The organism is Pelagibius sp., assembly GCF_028289705.1.
GTDB lineage: Bacteria > Pseudomonadota > Alphaproteobacteria > Kiloniellales > Kiloniellaceae > Pelagibius.
In genome coordinates this window covers 45,216-58,727 of sequence record NZ_JANQOI010000081.1, presented here as the reverse complement: position 1 = coordinate 58,727, position 13,512 = coordinate 45,216, and the positions used below count along the sequence as shown (strand labels likewise).

Below are 13,512 nucleotides of genomic sequence, written 5' to 3'. Positions count from 1 at the left end.
AAGCCCTGGCTGCTGGCCGCGGCGCTGATCCTGGCGATGGCGGACCTGCTGATTTCGCTCTTGATGCGCGGCCTGCTGCCGGTCCCAGGCCGAACCGCCACCGGAGCGGCCAGCAGTGCGGCAGCGCTCGCCCTCTGTCTCGGACTTGCCAGCCTGGTCTTTTCATCCGGCGCCATGGCGCAAGGGCAAGCTACGGCGACCGACGACCGGCGGGCCCTGGAAGCGACCCTGATGACCCGCCTCGCCTTCGTCGAGACCGGCATCGGCGACGTCGACGAGATCAGCCGGGCCGGCCTGACGGGGCTGACGCGGGTTCTGGAGCGGCGCACCTCCGTGGAAGCGGGCCCGCCGCTGGGCATCGTGCTCGGCCGCGACGAGCTGTCGTTCTATCCCCTGGTCTACTGGCCGATCACCGCCGCCCAGCCCGACCTGGATGCGGCCGCGGTGGAACAGGTCAACCACTACCTCGCCAACGGCGGCACCATCCTGTTCGATCTGCGCGAAGCCAGCAGCGGCATGCAGCTTTTCGGCGCGGCGAGCCAGGGCACCCAGAACCTGCAGCGCCTGACCCGGGGCCTTTCGATCCCGCCGCTGGAGCCGGTGCCTGCCGACCACGTGCTGCGCAAGTCCTTCTACCTGATGGAGGAGTTTCCCGGTCGCTTCTCCGGCGGCTCGCTGTGGCTTGAGGCGCAGAGCGAGAACATCAACGACGGCGTTGCCTCGGTGCTGATCGGCAGCAACGACTGGGCCGGCGCCTGGGCCGTGAACCGCCTGGGCCGCCCGCTGATGGCTGTCGTGCCCGGCGGCCCGCGCCAGCGTGAGCTGGCCTATCGCTTCGGCGTCAACCTGGTGATGTACGCCCTGACCGGCAACTACAAGGCCGACCAGGTCCACATCCCCTTCATCCTGGAACGGCTCGGCCAATGACGGCGCTCTCGGTTCACTGGGCCCCTCTGCTGCCGGAAGCGCTGCTCATGGCGCTTGCGGGTCTCGCCGTCCTGCTTCTCGCCCTTGCCCTCTGGCGCCGCGCGCCGGGGGTGTTCTGGCGCGCCGCGGCTTTCGCGATCCTGCTGCTGGCGCTGGCCAATCCCTCCCTGATCGAGGAGCAGCGCGACCCACTGAGCGATGTCGCCTTCGTCGTCGTCGACGAGAGCGCCAGCCAGGCCATCGGCGAGCGGCGCCAGCAGACCGAAGCCGCCGTAGCGCACCTGATGGACGCGCTCGGCAGTCTCAGCGATACCGAGGTGCGCCTGATCCGCGCCGGCGACAGCCGCGGCGCCCCTGACATCGAGGGCACCCGGCTGTTCGGCGCCCTGCGCCAGGGCCTGGCCAAGGTGCCGCGCCAGCGGGTCGCCGGGGTCATCCTGGTGAGCGACGGACAGATCCACGATCTGCCGGAGTCCGTGGAGAGCCTCGGGATCGAGGCACCGGTCCATCTGCTGCTGACCGGCGAGGAGGAGGAAGGCGACCGCCGGCTGGTGGTGACCCAGGCGCCCAGCTTCGGCATCGTCGGCGACCAACTGACCCTGAAGCTGCGCATCGACGATCTGATCAGCGGCAGCCCCGGCGGCTCGGCGCGGGTCAGCCTGCGCCAGGACGGCCGCGAGAGCCAGAGCGTCAGCGCGCGCATCGGGGTCGAGGAAGAGGTCGCCTTCGAGCTGGACCACCGGGGCCCCAGCGTCCTGGAGATCGAGGTGGAACCGGGCCCACAGGAGCTGACCCTGGCCAACAACCGGGCCGCGGTGGTGGTGAACGGCGTACGCGACCGCCTGCGTGTGCTGCTGGTCTCCGGCGAACCCCACGCCGGGGAACGCGCCTGGCGCAACATCCTGAAGTCCGACCCCTCGGTGGACCTCGTGCACTTCACCATTCTGCGCCCGCCGGAGAAGCAGGATGGCACGCCGATCCGCGAGCTTTCGCTGATCGCCTTTCCCACCCGCGAGCTCTTCGAGGTGAAGCTCGACGAGTTCGACCTGATCATCTTCGACCGCTACCGCCGCCGCGGGGTGCTGCCCAGCATCTACCTGGAGAACGTCGCCGACTACGTGGAGAAGGGCGGCGCCCTGCTGGAGGCCGTGGGGCCCACCTTCGCCACCCCGCTGTCGCTCTATCGCACGCCCCTGGGCCGGGTGCTGCCGGCGGAGCCCACCGGCGCCATCTTCGAGAACGGCTTTCACCCTCAGATCACCGACGTCGGCCAGCGCCATCCGGTGACCGCCGAGCTGGACGACCGCGCCGAAGACGTGCAGACCCCGCCCTGGGGGCGCTGGTTCCGCCAGGTCGACGCCGACCGCAACAGCGGTGTCATCGTCATGCAGGGCATCGAAGACCGGCCGCTGCTGGTACTCGACCGCGTCGGCGAGGGGCGCGTGGCCCAGTTGATGAGCGACCACATGTGGCTCTGGTCCCGCGGCTTCGAAGGCGGCGGGCCCCAGGCGGAGCTGCTGCGCCGCATCTCCCATTGGCTGATGAAGGAACCGGACCTGGAGGAGGAGGACCTGCGGGCCCTGGTCCGCGGTGCCCAACTGCTGATCACCCGGCGCTCGCTGACCGAGGCCCTGCCGGAGGTGACGGTCACCCTGCCCTCCGGCGAGATCCGCAGCCTGCCGCTGATCCCGGACGGCCCGGGCCGGGCCGTCGCGCGCCTGACCGCCAGCGAGAACGGCCTCTACCGCATCACCGACGGCGTCCTGACCACCCTGGCCGCCGCCGGCCCGCTCAATCCGCTGGAGCTGCGCGACCCGCGCTCTACCGGCGCCCTGGTCGAACCCCTGACCCGGGAGAGCCGAGGCACCGTGCGCCGCCTTGCCGGGCTCGACCTGCCGGAGCTGCGCAAGGTGGGCGGCAGCCGCGACCGCTTCGGGCGCAACTGGATCGGCATCAAGAGCGGCGGCGGCTACGTCGTCACCGGCGTGCTGCAGATCCCCCTGCTGCCGGCCCTGCTGGTCCTCTGCCTGGCCCTCGCCACCGCGGTCCTTGCCTGGCAGCGCGAAGGGCGCTAGGCATCGTTCTACCGAGCTGAACCCTTCAATCGACGTCGGTACCAGGCGCACAGAGTTTCCATGCAGCGGCCCAGGCATCTCGACCCGTTGACGAGCCCCATCATGCTACTCGTCTTCGTCATCATCTGCCTGCTGGCCGGGCGGCTGGGGGCCTATATCACCGAGCCCTCCCTGGCCGAGTGGTACCCCAGCCTCGTCAAGCCGGCCTGGACCCCGCCCAACCTGGCCTTCCCCATCGCCTGGACCCTGATTTATCTGGCCATCGGCATTGCTGCCTGGCTGATCTGGAAGGAAGCCGGGCGCGGCGCGCGGCGGCTGCCGCTGGGCCTCTTTTTCCTGCAGCTCGGCCTCAACGTACTCTGGTCGGCCGCTTTCTTCGGGTTGCGGGATCCCCTGCTGGGCCTCCTGGTCATCGCCGGCCTGATCGGCGCGGTGGTGGCGACGACCCTGAGCTTTGCGAAAATCTCCCGGGTGGCGGGCTGGCTGTTCCTGCCCTACATCCTCTGGCTCGGCTACGCCACCGCGCTCAACGCCGCCATCTGGCAACTCAACGGTTAGAGCGCTTTCCGGTTGCCGTCTTCCTAAGCGCCTTCCGCTTCAGGCGACGGAGCGGCGAAGGCGCCTCCGGGACCGGGGGGCGGCGGGGGTCCGGCTGCGGGCGATGACGCCATAGACCTCCTCCAGCGCGCCGTCCACCAGGGCCAGGACCTGAAAGCGCTCCGGCTCCACCGGGCCCGGCAGCGAGAGGCCCTGGGCCGCGGCGGAGATGAAGCCGAAGGGCCGGTAGTAGTTGGGATCGCCCACCACCACGCAGATCTCATGGCCCTGGCGCCGGGCCGCATCCAGGCTGTAGCCCACCAGCGCCTTGCCGATGCCCTGGCCCTGCAGCGCCGGCTCCACCGCCAGGGGACCCAGGAGAATGGCCGGCGTGCCGGCGATCTCAATGGGCCAGTAGCGGATCGAGCCCAACAGCCCGCCGTCGTCGGCGACCGCGGAGAAGCTCAACTCGGCAAGCGGCTCGATGCCCTCGCGCAGGCGATAGACGGTGCGCCGCGTGCGGTCGAAGCCGAAGGTCCGGTCCAGGAGGGGGGCGTTGAGGGCGGCGTCGTCGGGCCGCTCGGGCACAAGGGTGAAGGTCATGATCTCTCTTCCAGGCTGGCCGCTCCTCGGAACGGCGCAGGAAAACTGCAGGCGCAGGCGTCAGCGCGCGCGAAAGGCGCGGGGCTCAGCGTCGTCGTCGCAGTCTCTCCTGGTCTGGCAAGGGATCGTCCTTCCTTGAAATCCAACCATCGCGGGGGTTTAACGCCCGCCACGGCGATCTGCCTTAACACAGTTCGATGCGGCTTTCCAGTCTCCTCGCGCACGGACGTCGGTCACGCCTGTGCCGTCAGCAGCGCCTCCAGACCGCGGTCCCAGTAGGGCTCGGGGCCGAAGCGCTCGGCCAGGAAGTCGACGAAGGCGCGCACCTTGGCGGAGAGGTTGCGGCTGTGGGGATAGACGGCATAGATCCCCTGCTCGCCCGCCGGAAAGCCGCACATCACCGGCACCAGCCGTCCGGCGACCAGATGTTCGCCGGCGATGAAGGTGGGCAGCCGCACGATGCCCATGCCCGCCATGGCGGCGCTGCAGAGCGCATCGCCGTTGTTGGCCTGGAAGGGGCCCTTCACCTTCACCCGGACCGGGCCGTTGGGCCCGGCAAAGCGCCATTCCTGCGGCAGGTCGATGGCGGAGTAGATCAGGCAGTCGTGGTCCTTCAGATCCTGCGGCTGGCGCGGTTCGCCGCGCCGCGCCAGATAGTCCGGGCTGGCGCAGAGCACGGTGCGGCTGGGCGCCAGGCGGCGGGCGATGAGGCTGGAATCCCGCAGCTCGCTGATGCGGATGGCGAGGTCGTAACCCTCCTCCACCAGGTCGACGAAGCGGTCGTTCATCGCCGCGTCGATGACGATCTGCGGATGGCGGGCGTGGAACGCGGGGATCGCCTTTGCCAGGTGCAGGAAGCCGAAGGACATGGGGGCATTCAGTTTCAGGAGGCCGCGCGGCGCTGCCGCCAGGCTGCTGACCGCGGTCTCCGCCGCCAGGGCCTCGTCCAGCACCCGGCGGCTGGCCTCGTAGTAGCCGGCCCCCGCCTCGGTGAGGGAGAGCCGGCGGGTGGTGCGGTTCAGGAGGCGCACCCCCAGGCGATCCTCCAGCCGGCCGATCTGCTTGGAGACCGCCGACTTGCTAATCCCCAGGGCGCGGGCGGCGCCGGAGAAGCTCTCGGCCTCCACCACCTCGGCGAAGACCTCCATAGCGTCGAGACGGGGCATCTATTGTTTCCTATGAGAAACAATCCTGTTCTCGAATACCATATTAATATCCGAAAGAGAACACATTAGGTAAGGGTCATCGCATCGAAGGCGCGCCGGCGCGCGCCAATCCAAGCAAGGGGGCATCCAGCGATGACCAAGGTTCTGGTTCTCTACTACAGCAGCTACGGACACGTCGAAACCATGGCCGGCGCCGTGGCCGAGGGCGCCCGCGAAGTGGACGGTGTCGAGGTCACGGTGAAACGAGTGCCCGAGCTGATGCCCGAGGAGGTCGCCCGGAATGCCGGGGTGAAGCTGGACCAGGCCGCCCCCATCGCCGAGCCGGGCGAACTGGCGGACTACGACGCCATCCTCTTCGGCACGCCGACGCGCTTCGGCAACATGGCCTCCCAGATGCGCAATTTCCTCGACCAGACCGGCGGCCTCTGGATGAAAGGCGCGCTGATCGGCAAGGTGGGCAGCGTCTTCGTCTCCACCGCCACACAGCACGGCGGCCAGGAGACGACCATCACCTCCTTCCACACGACCCTGTTCCATCAGGGCATGGTTGTGGTCGGCCTGCCCTATAGCTGCCAGGAGCAGATGACCCTGGACGAGATCGCCGGCGGGTCGCCCTACGGCGCCACGACGATTGCCGCCGGCGACGGCAGCCGCCAGGTCAGCGAGAAGGAGCTGGGGATGGCCCGCTTCCAGGGCCGCCACGTGGCGGAGATCGCCAAGAAGCTGGCGGGCTAGGGATCACATAGTCTGACTCGAAATGAATGATCTGATTTCAATGGTTTGCCAAAGCCGCCCCTATTTACATCGTCAGCCTCGGGCTTGTCCCCCATCTCTTCTTCGGGGATCCATGGAAGAACCGAGCCTCGAACCCCCATGGATTGCCGGAACAAGTCCGGCAATGAAGATCGGGGAGGCCAGAGGGCGAGAGCCCTTTGTCGGACACGGATTCATTTTGGAGCAGGGTTACAGACACCCAAAGTACTCGGGACAAAGACGATGATCGAGATCAAACCCTTCGACGCGCTCGGCCGTTTCCAGAACGACTGGCTTTCGGCGCGCTATCACTTCAGCTTTGCCGAATACTACGACCCGGCTCATATGGGCGTCGGCACGCTGCGGGTGTGGAACGACGACACCATCCGCCCCGGCAGCGGCTTCGACATGCACGGCCACCGCGACATGGAGATCATCACCTATGTGCGCGAGGGCGCCATCACCCACCAGGACCACCTCGGCAACCGCGGGCGCACCGAGGCCGGCGACGTGCAGGTGATGTCCGCCGGCCGCGGCATCATGCATGCGGAGTTCAACGAGGAAGAGGACCCGACGCAGATCTTCCAGATCTGGATCGAGCCGGCCCTGCGCGGCGCCGAGCCGCGCTGGGAGACCCGCGCCTTCCCCAAGGGCGAGCGCGCGGGGGAACTGGTGGCCCTGGCCTCTGGACGTAAGGACCACGAGGGCGCGCTGCCGATCCACCAGGACGCGGCCATCCTGGGCGCGACCCTGGCGGCCGGCCAGTCCGTCACTCATCGCCTGGAGGCCGGGCGTAAGCTTTATCTGGTGCCGGCCAAGGGCCGCATCACGGTGAACGAGGAGTCCGCCGGGCCGCGCGACGGCGTGGTGGTCAGCGGCGTCGAAGAAGTGACCATCACGGCGGAAGAAGAAGCGGAAATCCTGCTGGCCGATGTGGCGTGATGGTTCGCGCCTGTCGGCGCAGCGGCGGCGAAATACATAACGAAGGAGATTGAAGATGGGCCTGCTGGTGGATGGGGTCTGGCAAGACCGCTGGTACGACACCAAGGCGAGCGGCGGGCGCTTCCAGCGCAAGGAGAGCGCCTTCCGCAACTGGATCACCGCCGACGGCAGCGCCGGCCCCAGCGGCGAGTCCGGCTTCAAGGCGGAGGCCGGGCGCTACCACCTCTACGTCTCCCTCGCCTGCCCCTGGGCCCACCGCACCCTCATCGTGCGGAAGCTGAAGGGCCTGGAGGAAATCGTCCCGGTTTCCGTGGTGCACTGGCACATGGGGGCAGAGGGTTGGACCTTCGAGGAGGGGCGCGGCGCCACCGGCGACCCGCTGAACGGCGCCGGCCGCCTCCACCAGATCTACACAAAGGCCGATCCACAGTATACGGGCCGGGTCACGGTGCCGGTGCTCTGGGACAAAGAGCGCCAGACCATCGTCAGCAACGAGTCGGCGGAGATCATCCGCATGTTCAACAGCGCCTTCGACGGCCTCACCGGCTCGACCCTCGATCTCTATCCCGAGGCGCTGCGCGAAGAGATCGATGCCATCAACCAGCCGATCTACGACAGCGTGAACAACGGCGTCTACAAGTGCGGCTTCGCGACGACGCAGGAGGCTTACGAGGAGGCCTTCGACGCGCTTTTTGCGACGCTCGACGATCTGGAAGAGCGTCTGTCACGCCAGCGCTATCTCGCCGGCGACCAGATCACCGAGGCGGACTGGCGCCTCTTCACCACCCTGGTCCGTTTCGATCCGGTCTACCACGGCCACTTCAAGTGCAACCGCCGGCGCCTCATCGACTACCCCAACCTCTGGGACTACACCCGCGAGCTCTACCAAGTGCCGGGCGTCGCCGAGACCGTCGACCTCTTTCACATCCAGCAGCACTACTACGGCAGCCACGAAAGCATCAACCCGACCCGCATCGTCCCCAAGGGCCCGGCCATCGACTTCACCCAGCCGCATACCCGCGACCGCCTGAAGGCAGCCTGAAGCCAGAGCACTCAATCGGGCATCAGTCTCTGCCGTCACCCTCGGGCTTGTCCCGAGGGCCCATGGAAAACCGAGACTCGGGCCTCGATTTAGCTTAATCGAGTTCCGTTTCCGGTCGTTCCGACGTGTTCGTACGTTCGCATCCATAGTCTTTGGAAATCGCGTTTCGCACGGCCAATACTCATGTAATGTTTTTTGCATGGCTTTTCGAGACAGCGCTTCGTTCGGAAAACGGCAGGAATACATTGCGGTCGCTGAGTTACTTAAGCGAGGTTTTGATGTCTACATGACCTTGGTGGACGATCAGCAGATTGATTGCATCGTTCGGTTGGAGGATGCACCGCCTCGGTACATTGACGTCCAGATAAAGGCTCGCTCCAAGACAGCGAAACACCCCGGCACTTTCGCAGCGATGGTAATAAAGGACCCTCGACCGAACTTTTTCTTCATCTTCTATTCCGAAGCAGCGGACACTTACTGGGTCATGCCTTCGTTGACGATTGTTGACAAAGCCAATGTCGGAAAATCAGGCAAGGCCGAGGGCAAGTATCGACTTGATCTCACCAACACACACAGAGATGGAACGGTGAAACCACGCCCAAAGTGGGAGCAATTCCAGGGAGCATTCGATCTTCTCAGAGCCCAACCCGAGAAGAGTTGAGCGGTTTCAGTAGGTTGTGATTCCCTCCTGTTTCCTAGGAGATCGAGCCCACAATGCTTGGATCAACCAGCTCGCCGCATTCTCTCCAAAGCCAATAATCCGACCCCTCCATGGATGCTCGGAACAAGTCCGAGCATGACGGGTTTACCTAGAGCGTTTCATGTTTTGACGGAAGCGTATCCAGCATTGATGAGGTAGTTGGCGCATTCGTTTGGCTGGATGGTGCCGAGGAGATATCCGAGGTGGCGCCAAGTGTCTTCTATGGTTCGCTTTTGGGCCTGGCGCATCCAGTGCTTGATCTGAGCGAAGGTCTGTTCGATGGGGTTGAGGTCAGGCGAGTATTTGGGCAGGAACCAGAGCTTTGCGCCGGCAGCGCGGATGGCCTGACGGACAGCCTTGGATTTGTGAGAGCCGAGATTGTCGAGGACGACGATATCGCCGGGCTTGAGTGTTGGCAGGAGTTGCTGATCGACATAGGCACGGAAGCATTGGCCATTGATCGGGCCGTCGAAGACGCAGGGCGCGGTGAGCCGGTCGCAGCGCAGTGCCCCTAGAAAGGTCAGGGTGCGCCAGCGTCCCTGGGGTGCCAAGCCGCGCAGCCGCTTGCCTTTCGGCCCCCAGCCGCGCAAAGGCACCATGGTGGTCCTGATCCAGGTTTCATCAATGAACACCAGCCGATGCGGATCGAGACGGCCTTGCCAGGCTTTCCAGCGCTGCCGCCTGCGCGCGACGTCCGCCCGGCTCTGCTCAACGGCGAACAGCGTTTTTTTTGAAGCTCAGGCCTTCGCGGCGCAGGAACTCCCAGACCGTGTTATGGGACACCACCACGCCTTGCGTGGCCAGGTCGTCCTTGAGGCGGTGCAAGGTCAGATGCGGTGTCTGCTTGATCCGCTCGACGATGAAGTCGCGGTAAGGCTCGAGAACCCGGCGGCGGTGACCACCCATCTTGCCCGGGGCGAGGCTGCCTGTCTCGCGGTAGCGCTGCGACCACTTCACCACCGAAGACACCGCCACGCCAAAGCGCTTGGCAACCGAGCGGGTCGGCTCGCCCTCCAAAACAGCGCCCACAACACGCTCTCGAAGATCTAAGGAATAGGCTCGGGTCATAACCGCTGGCCTCCTTAGCCCAGCAGCTACTTGAATCACAACCCTGCTCCTTTGGGAATCCCTAATCGATTCTATCAAATCAGGAAACGCTCTAGAGATCAAATCCCGCCACCAGCGGGGCGTGGTTGGAGCGGGGGTCGTCGGGGGTCATCGATTGTTCGTCGGGCAGGCCGTCGTTGAGGGCTTCGATGGAGCGGTGGGCGGCCTTGAGGGCCGGTGAGACCAGGATGTGGTCGAGCAACAGCGGCCGGCCGCCGTGGATCACGCTGAAGCGCCGCTCCGCCGGCAGGTCTTCTTCCAATGGATCGAGCACCCGTGAGGCCAGGGCGGAGTTGCCGCTGTCCTCCACCGTCGCGCGGAGGATGCGCCCTGGCGTTTCCTCGAGCGCCGCGTTGAGATCGCCGCAGACGGCGATCAGCGCCTCCGGGTCCGCGTCGAACAGAGCCTCCACCAGCAGGCGCGCCTCCAGCGCCTGGCCGCTGCGCTTGATGGTCGCCGCCAGGCAGCCCTCGGCCCAGCCGGCGGTCGTCGACCAGACCAGCGGTGCCGTCTTCTGCCCGGGGATGGCCGCGGCCAGGGGCGAGCGTAGGTGCAGATTGATGACATGCAGGCGCCGGCCGTCCGGCAGAGCGAGCAGGGCATAGAGCAAAGGCCGGTCCCAGGCCAGGGCGAGCCGGCCCGCCTCCCGCGGTTCGGCCGTGACCGCCTGGTAGGCCGGGGGTGGTACGAGGTCGTTACGCAGCTCCCTGGTCTCCAGGACCGGAGAGCGGCTGACGATGGCCAGGTTGTGGACATCGGCCATGCCCTCGCCACTGGGCCCGCTGCTGGTCACCAAGTGACAGTCCGCATAGGCGGTGGCCGCCAGGAGGCGCCGCAGGGCCGTCGGATCTCTTTTCGAAGGACCCTCCTGATCGCGCATCGCGGCGAGCCCCCGCTTCTGCGCGTTCACCTCCTGCAGGCAGAGAACGTCGGCCCGCAAACGATCCAACAGCGGCGCCAACACCGCGATGCGCCGCGCCAGCGCCGCCTCGCCGCCCGGCACAAGGTCGAGGGACTCCAGGTTGAAGGTGGCAATGCGCACGACAAGCGTCCTTGAGGGACCTCTGGAGGTCACCGAAAGTGTGGGCGAACGCTAGCACGCCGTAGCCGCTTTTCCCTTTGATCCAGCGCAGTTAGAGCGCCTACCAACAATTGCGGGGGCATTGTCCTGCGCCTTGCCAGCGGACTAGAGTAGACGGCAGGGAAACCCGCCACGGCCCCCATCTGAGGGGTAACCGTCGGCGGGACGGCAAGGGGAGCGACCGGCTTGGCCCTGGACAGGATCGACATCTGGACCGCCGACGAGGAGCCGCGGCTGAGCGCCGTGCTCAGCGAGTGCTGGGCACTGCTCGTCGACGGCGCCGCCGACCCCCAGCACGAGTTCCACACGCTGGCGCTGGCCACCGCCTCCGCCGCCCAGGGCTGCACCCTGCGCACCGTGGTGCTGCGCCGCGTCGAGCGGGAGACGCGGGAGCTCAGCTTCTATACCGACCTGCGCAGCCGCAAGATCGGCGAGATCCAGGCCGATCCGCGGGTCGGCCTGCTGTTTCATTCCCACGCCGACGACACCCAGATCCGTATCCAGGCCGAGGCGCGCATTCATCACGGCGATGCCCTGGCCGAAGCCGCGTGGTCACAGGTGCCCCTGAGCCGGCGGCGCGACTACATGGTCTCCGGCCCACCGGGCCTGCCCTGGGCCTGGCCGACCTCCGGCCTGGAGGACGGCCTGGAGGATCACGCGCCCAGCGAGGCGCAGAGCCTCTCCGGCAAGGTGAACTTCGCCGTCGTCGTCTGCAGCCTGCGGCAGATGGACTGGCTCTATCTCACTCCCCACGGCCACCGCCGGGCGAACTTCGCCTGGGATGCCGAGGGACAACTCAGGACATCCTGGCTGGTGCCCTGAGGCAGTTTCCGGCCTGTGGCCGGCCTGTGGAACGTCAGAACGACGAGTTCGGCTCCTTCAGGAAAGCCTCTTCCTCCGGCGTGCAGTCGCGCCCGAGGATTTCGTTGCGGTGGGGGAAGCGGCCGAAGCGGGCGATGATGTCGCGGTGCGCCTCGGCATAGCGCAGCCAGTCCGGCTGCTGATCGAGCCCGGCGAAGAGCCGCACGCAGTCGTCCTGGTCGGCCATAACCTCGCTGTGTTCCAGCGGCAGATAGAGAAACATGCGCTCGCGCTGGCCGAGGTGGGCATCGAAGCCGCGCTTCAGGGCATGGCGGGTCACCGCCAGGGCGTCCGGGTCGTCGGCGAAGGCCCGCGCCGTGCCGCGGAACACGTTGCGCGGGTACTGGTCGAGGAGGATGCAGAGCGCCAGGCAGCCCTCCGGCATCTCCCGCCAGTCCGCGCAGGCCCCGTTGCGCGCGGCGGTATAGGCGGGTGTGAGGGCCTGGCGCACCAAGTCGTCGAAGGTGGGGCCGCCGCCGAACCACTGGGCGTCGCGCCCCTCGGCAAACCAGAAATCGAGGACGTCAAAGGGCCTGGTCATGAAACCGTCTCACTCCTTGGATGCCGTTCCGCCCGCCCGGAGGCATCTTTATGCCGCAGTGCTTCCGGCTGGGCGGACTCGGAGTCTCTGGTGTAGCTTCGCTCCGGATTCTCGGAGGACGGTGCTTTGAACCACAGCCAAGCGGCCCTGTCACTGGATGACGTGACCCTGGTCGGGTCCGGCCTCGTGCGGCCGGAATGCCTGCTCTGCACCGCCAACGGCGACATCTTCAGCGCCGACTGGCGCGGCGGGGTGGCCCGCTCCCGCAGCTTCGGCCCCCACCAGTTGTTTCAGGCCGCCGGCGGCGCCGAGGCGATCAAGCCCAACGGCATCGCCCTGCAGCGCGGCGGCTCCTTCCTGATCGCCAACCTGGACGACGCCGGCGGCGTCTTCCGCCTCGACCGCGACGGCCGGCTGTCGGAGGTGCTGCGCCAGGTCGACGGTGTCGATCTGCCGGCCACCAACTTCGTACTGATCGACGACCGCGGCCGGGTCTGGGTCACGGTCTCCACGCGGCGCAGCCCCCGCGCCCTCGGCTACCGCCCGGATGTCGACGACGGCTTCATCGTGCTGATCGACGGCAAGGGCCCGCGCATCGTCGCCGACGGCCTGGGCTACACCAACGAGGTGCAGATCGACAGCCGCAGTCAGCGGCTCTACGTGAACGAGACCTTCGCCCGCCGCCTCAGCCGCTTTCGCATCGGCCAGCACGGCGAGCTGGTGGACAAGGAAGTGATCACCGAGTTCGGCCCGGGCACCTTTCCCGACGGTCTTGCCTTCGACATGGAAGACCACCTCTGGGTCACCAGCATCGTCAGCAACCGGGTCATCCGGGTGGCCCCGGACGGTAGCCAGCAGTTGATCCTGGAGGATTGCGATCCGGATCACCTCAAGGCGGTCGAGGCCGCCTTCCAGGCCGGCACCCTGGACCGACCGCACCTCGATGGGATCAAGAGCCGCAAGCTGCGCAGCATCTCGAGCCTCGCCTTCGGCGGCCGCGACCTGCGCACGGCCTATCTCGGCTGCCTCCTGGGCGAGCGCATCGCCTTCTTCCGCACCAGCGTGATGGGCAGGCCGCCGGTCCACTGGCACTTCAACGCCGCCTGAACCGGCCCTGGCGCGCGCCCGGCCCGCCAACGGCGGGCATTTGTCTAAAATTCGACTGACAGGGGCGATC

14 protein-coding genes are annotated in these 13,512 nt (G+C 66.9%); 9 read left to right on the top strand and 5 right to left on the bottom strand.

Going from position 1 to position 13,512, the window contains the following annotated elements:
- From Q0996_RS09845 to Q0996_RS09835, 3 genes are all read left to right on the top strand, one after another.
- Window positions 1-927 (top strand): DUF4159 domain-containing protein (locus Q0996_RS09845; protein WP_299618337.1); only part of this gene is annotated, 927 nt, incomplete at its 5' end.
- Window positions 924-3,002 carry a hypothetical protein gene (locus Q0996_RS09840; RefSeq protein WP_299618334.1) on the top strand — a complete coding sequence of 693 codons (2,079 nt, stop codon included), beginning with the start codon at window positions 924-926 and terminating at the stop codon, window positions 3,000-3,002. The genes Q0996_RS09845 and Q0996_RS09840, both read left to right, overlap by 4 nt.
- A 102-nt stretch (window positions 3,003-3,104) precedes the next feature.
- Window positions 3,105-3,560, top strand: a complete 456-nt coding sequence (locus Q0996_RS09835; protein ID WP_299618331.1) for a TspO/MBR family protein — start codon at window positions 3,105-3,107, stop codon at window positions 3,558-3,560.
- A 39-nt stretch (window positions 3,561-3,599) separates the two neighbouring features.
- Here the strand turns inward: Q0996_RS09835 and Q0996_RS09830 are convergent, their stop codons facing one another.
- Together Q0996_RS09830 and Q0996_RS09825 are read right to left on the bottom strand one after the other, a co-directional pair.
- Window positions 3,600-4,142 carry a GNAT family N-acetyltransferase gene (locus Q0996_RS09830; RefSeq protein ID WP_299618328.1) on the bottom strand — a complete coding sequence of 181 codons (543 nt, stop codon included), beginning with the start codon at window positions 4,140-4,142 and terminating at the stop codon, window positions 3,600-3,602.
- A gap of 233 nt (window positions 4,143-4,375) precedes the next feature.
- A complete protein-coding gene (locus tag Q0996_RS09825) occupies window positions 4,376-5,308 on the bottom strand; it encodes a LysR family transcriptional regulator (protein ID WP_299618325.1) in 933 nt (310 codons plus the stop codon).
- A 132-nt stretch (window positions 5,309-5,440) separates the two neighbouring features.
- Here Q0996_RS09825 and wrbA point away from each other — a divergent pair, with 132 nt between their 5' ends.
- The 4 genes from wrbA to Q0996_RS09805 all read left to right on the top strand — a co-directional run bounded on the left by wrbA (window position 5,441) and on the right by Q0996_RS09805 (window position 8,706).
- Window positions 5,441-6,043, top strand: a complete 603-nt coding sequence (gene wrbA / locus Q0996_RS09820; RefSeq protein WP_299618322.1) for an NAD(P)H:quinone oxidoreductase — start codon at window positions 5,441-5,443, stop codon at window positions 6,041-6,043.
- A gap of 261 nt (window positions 6,044-6,304) precedes the next feature.
- Window positions 6,305-7,003: a pirin family protein gene (locus Q0996_RS09815; RefSeq protein ID WP_299618319.1), complete on the top strand. Its 699-nt coding sequence runs from the start codon at window positions 6,305-6,307 to the stop codon at window positions 7,001-7,003.
- Window positions 7,004-7,058: 55 nt separating this feature from the next.
- On the top strand, window positions 7,059-8,045 hold the full coding sequence (locus tag Q0996_RS09810; protein WP_299618316.1) for a glutathione S-transferase family protein: 987 nt from the start codon (window positions 7,059-7,061) through the stop codon (window positions 8,043-8,045).
- 199 nt (window positions 8,046-8,244) lie between these two features.
- Entirely contained in the window at window positions 8,245-8,706 is a 462-nt protein-coding gene (locus tag Q0996_RS09805; RefSeq protein ID WP_299618313.1) for a hypothetical protein, read from the top strand.
- A gap of 158 nt (window positions 8,707-8,864) precedes the next feature.
- Here the strand turns inward: Q0996_RS09805 and Q0996_RS09800 are convergent.
- Window positions 8,865-9,813 (bottom strand): IS630 family transposase gene (locus Q0996_RS09800; RefSeq protein WP_299618310.1). Its coding sequence is split into 2 segments (ribosomal slippage): window positions 8,865-9,476 and window positions 9,478-9,813, totalling 948 coding nucleotides; the frame shifts between segments, so codons are not numbered across the junction.
- A gap of 91 nt (window positions 9,814-9,904) precedes the next feature.
- Window positions 9,905-10,894 (bottom strand): endonuclease/exonuclease/phosphatase family protein, encoded by a 990-nt coding sequence (locus Q0996_RS09795; RefSeq protein WP_299618307.1) that lies wholly within the window; start codon window positions 10,892-10,894, stop codon window positions 9,905-9,907.
- Between the two features lie 225 nt (window positions 10,895-11,119).
- On the opposite strand from Q0996_RS09795, the gene Q0996_RS09790 reads away from it, so the two are divergent.
- On the top strand, window positions 11,120-11,755 hold the full coding sequence (locus Q0996_RS09790) for a pyridoxamine 5'-phosphate oxidase family protein (RefSeq protein ID WP_299618304.1): 636 nt from the start codon (window positions 11,120-11,122) through the stop codon (window positions 11,753-11,755).
- Window positions 11,756-11,789: 34 nt separating this feature from the next.
- Here the strand turns inward: Q0996_RS09790 and Q0996_RS09785 are convergent, their stop codons facing one another.
- Window positions 11,790-12,335, bottom strand: coding sequence for a DUF924 family protein (locus Q0996_RS09785; protein WP_299618302.1), 546 nt, complete (start codon window positions 12,333-12,335; stop codon window positions 11,790-11,792).
- 126 nt (window positions 12,336-12,461) lie between these two features.
- On the opposite strand from Q0996_RS09785, the gene Q0996_RS09780 reads away from it, so the two are divergent.
- Window positions 12,462-13,442, top strand: coding sequence for an SMP-30/gluconolactonase/LRE family protein (locus Q0996_RS09780; RefSeq protein ID WP_299618299.1), 981 nt, complete (start codon window positions 12,462-12,464; stop codon window positions 13,440-13,442).
- Window positions 13,443-13,512: the final 70 nt, after the last annotated feature.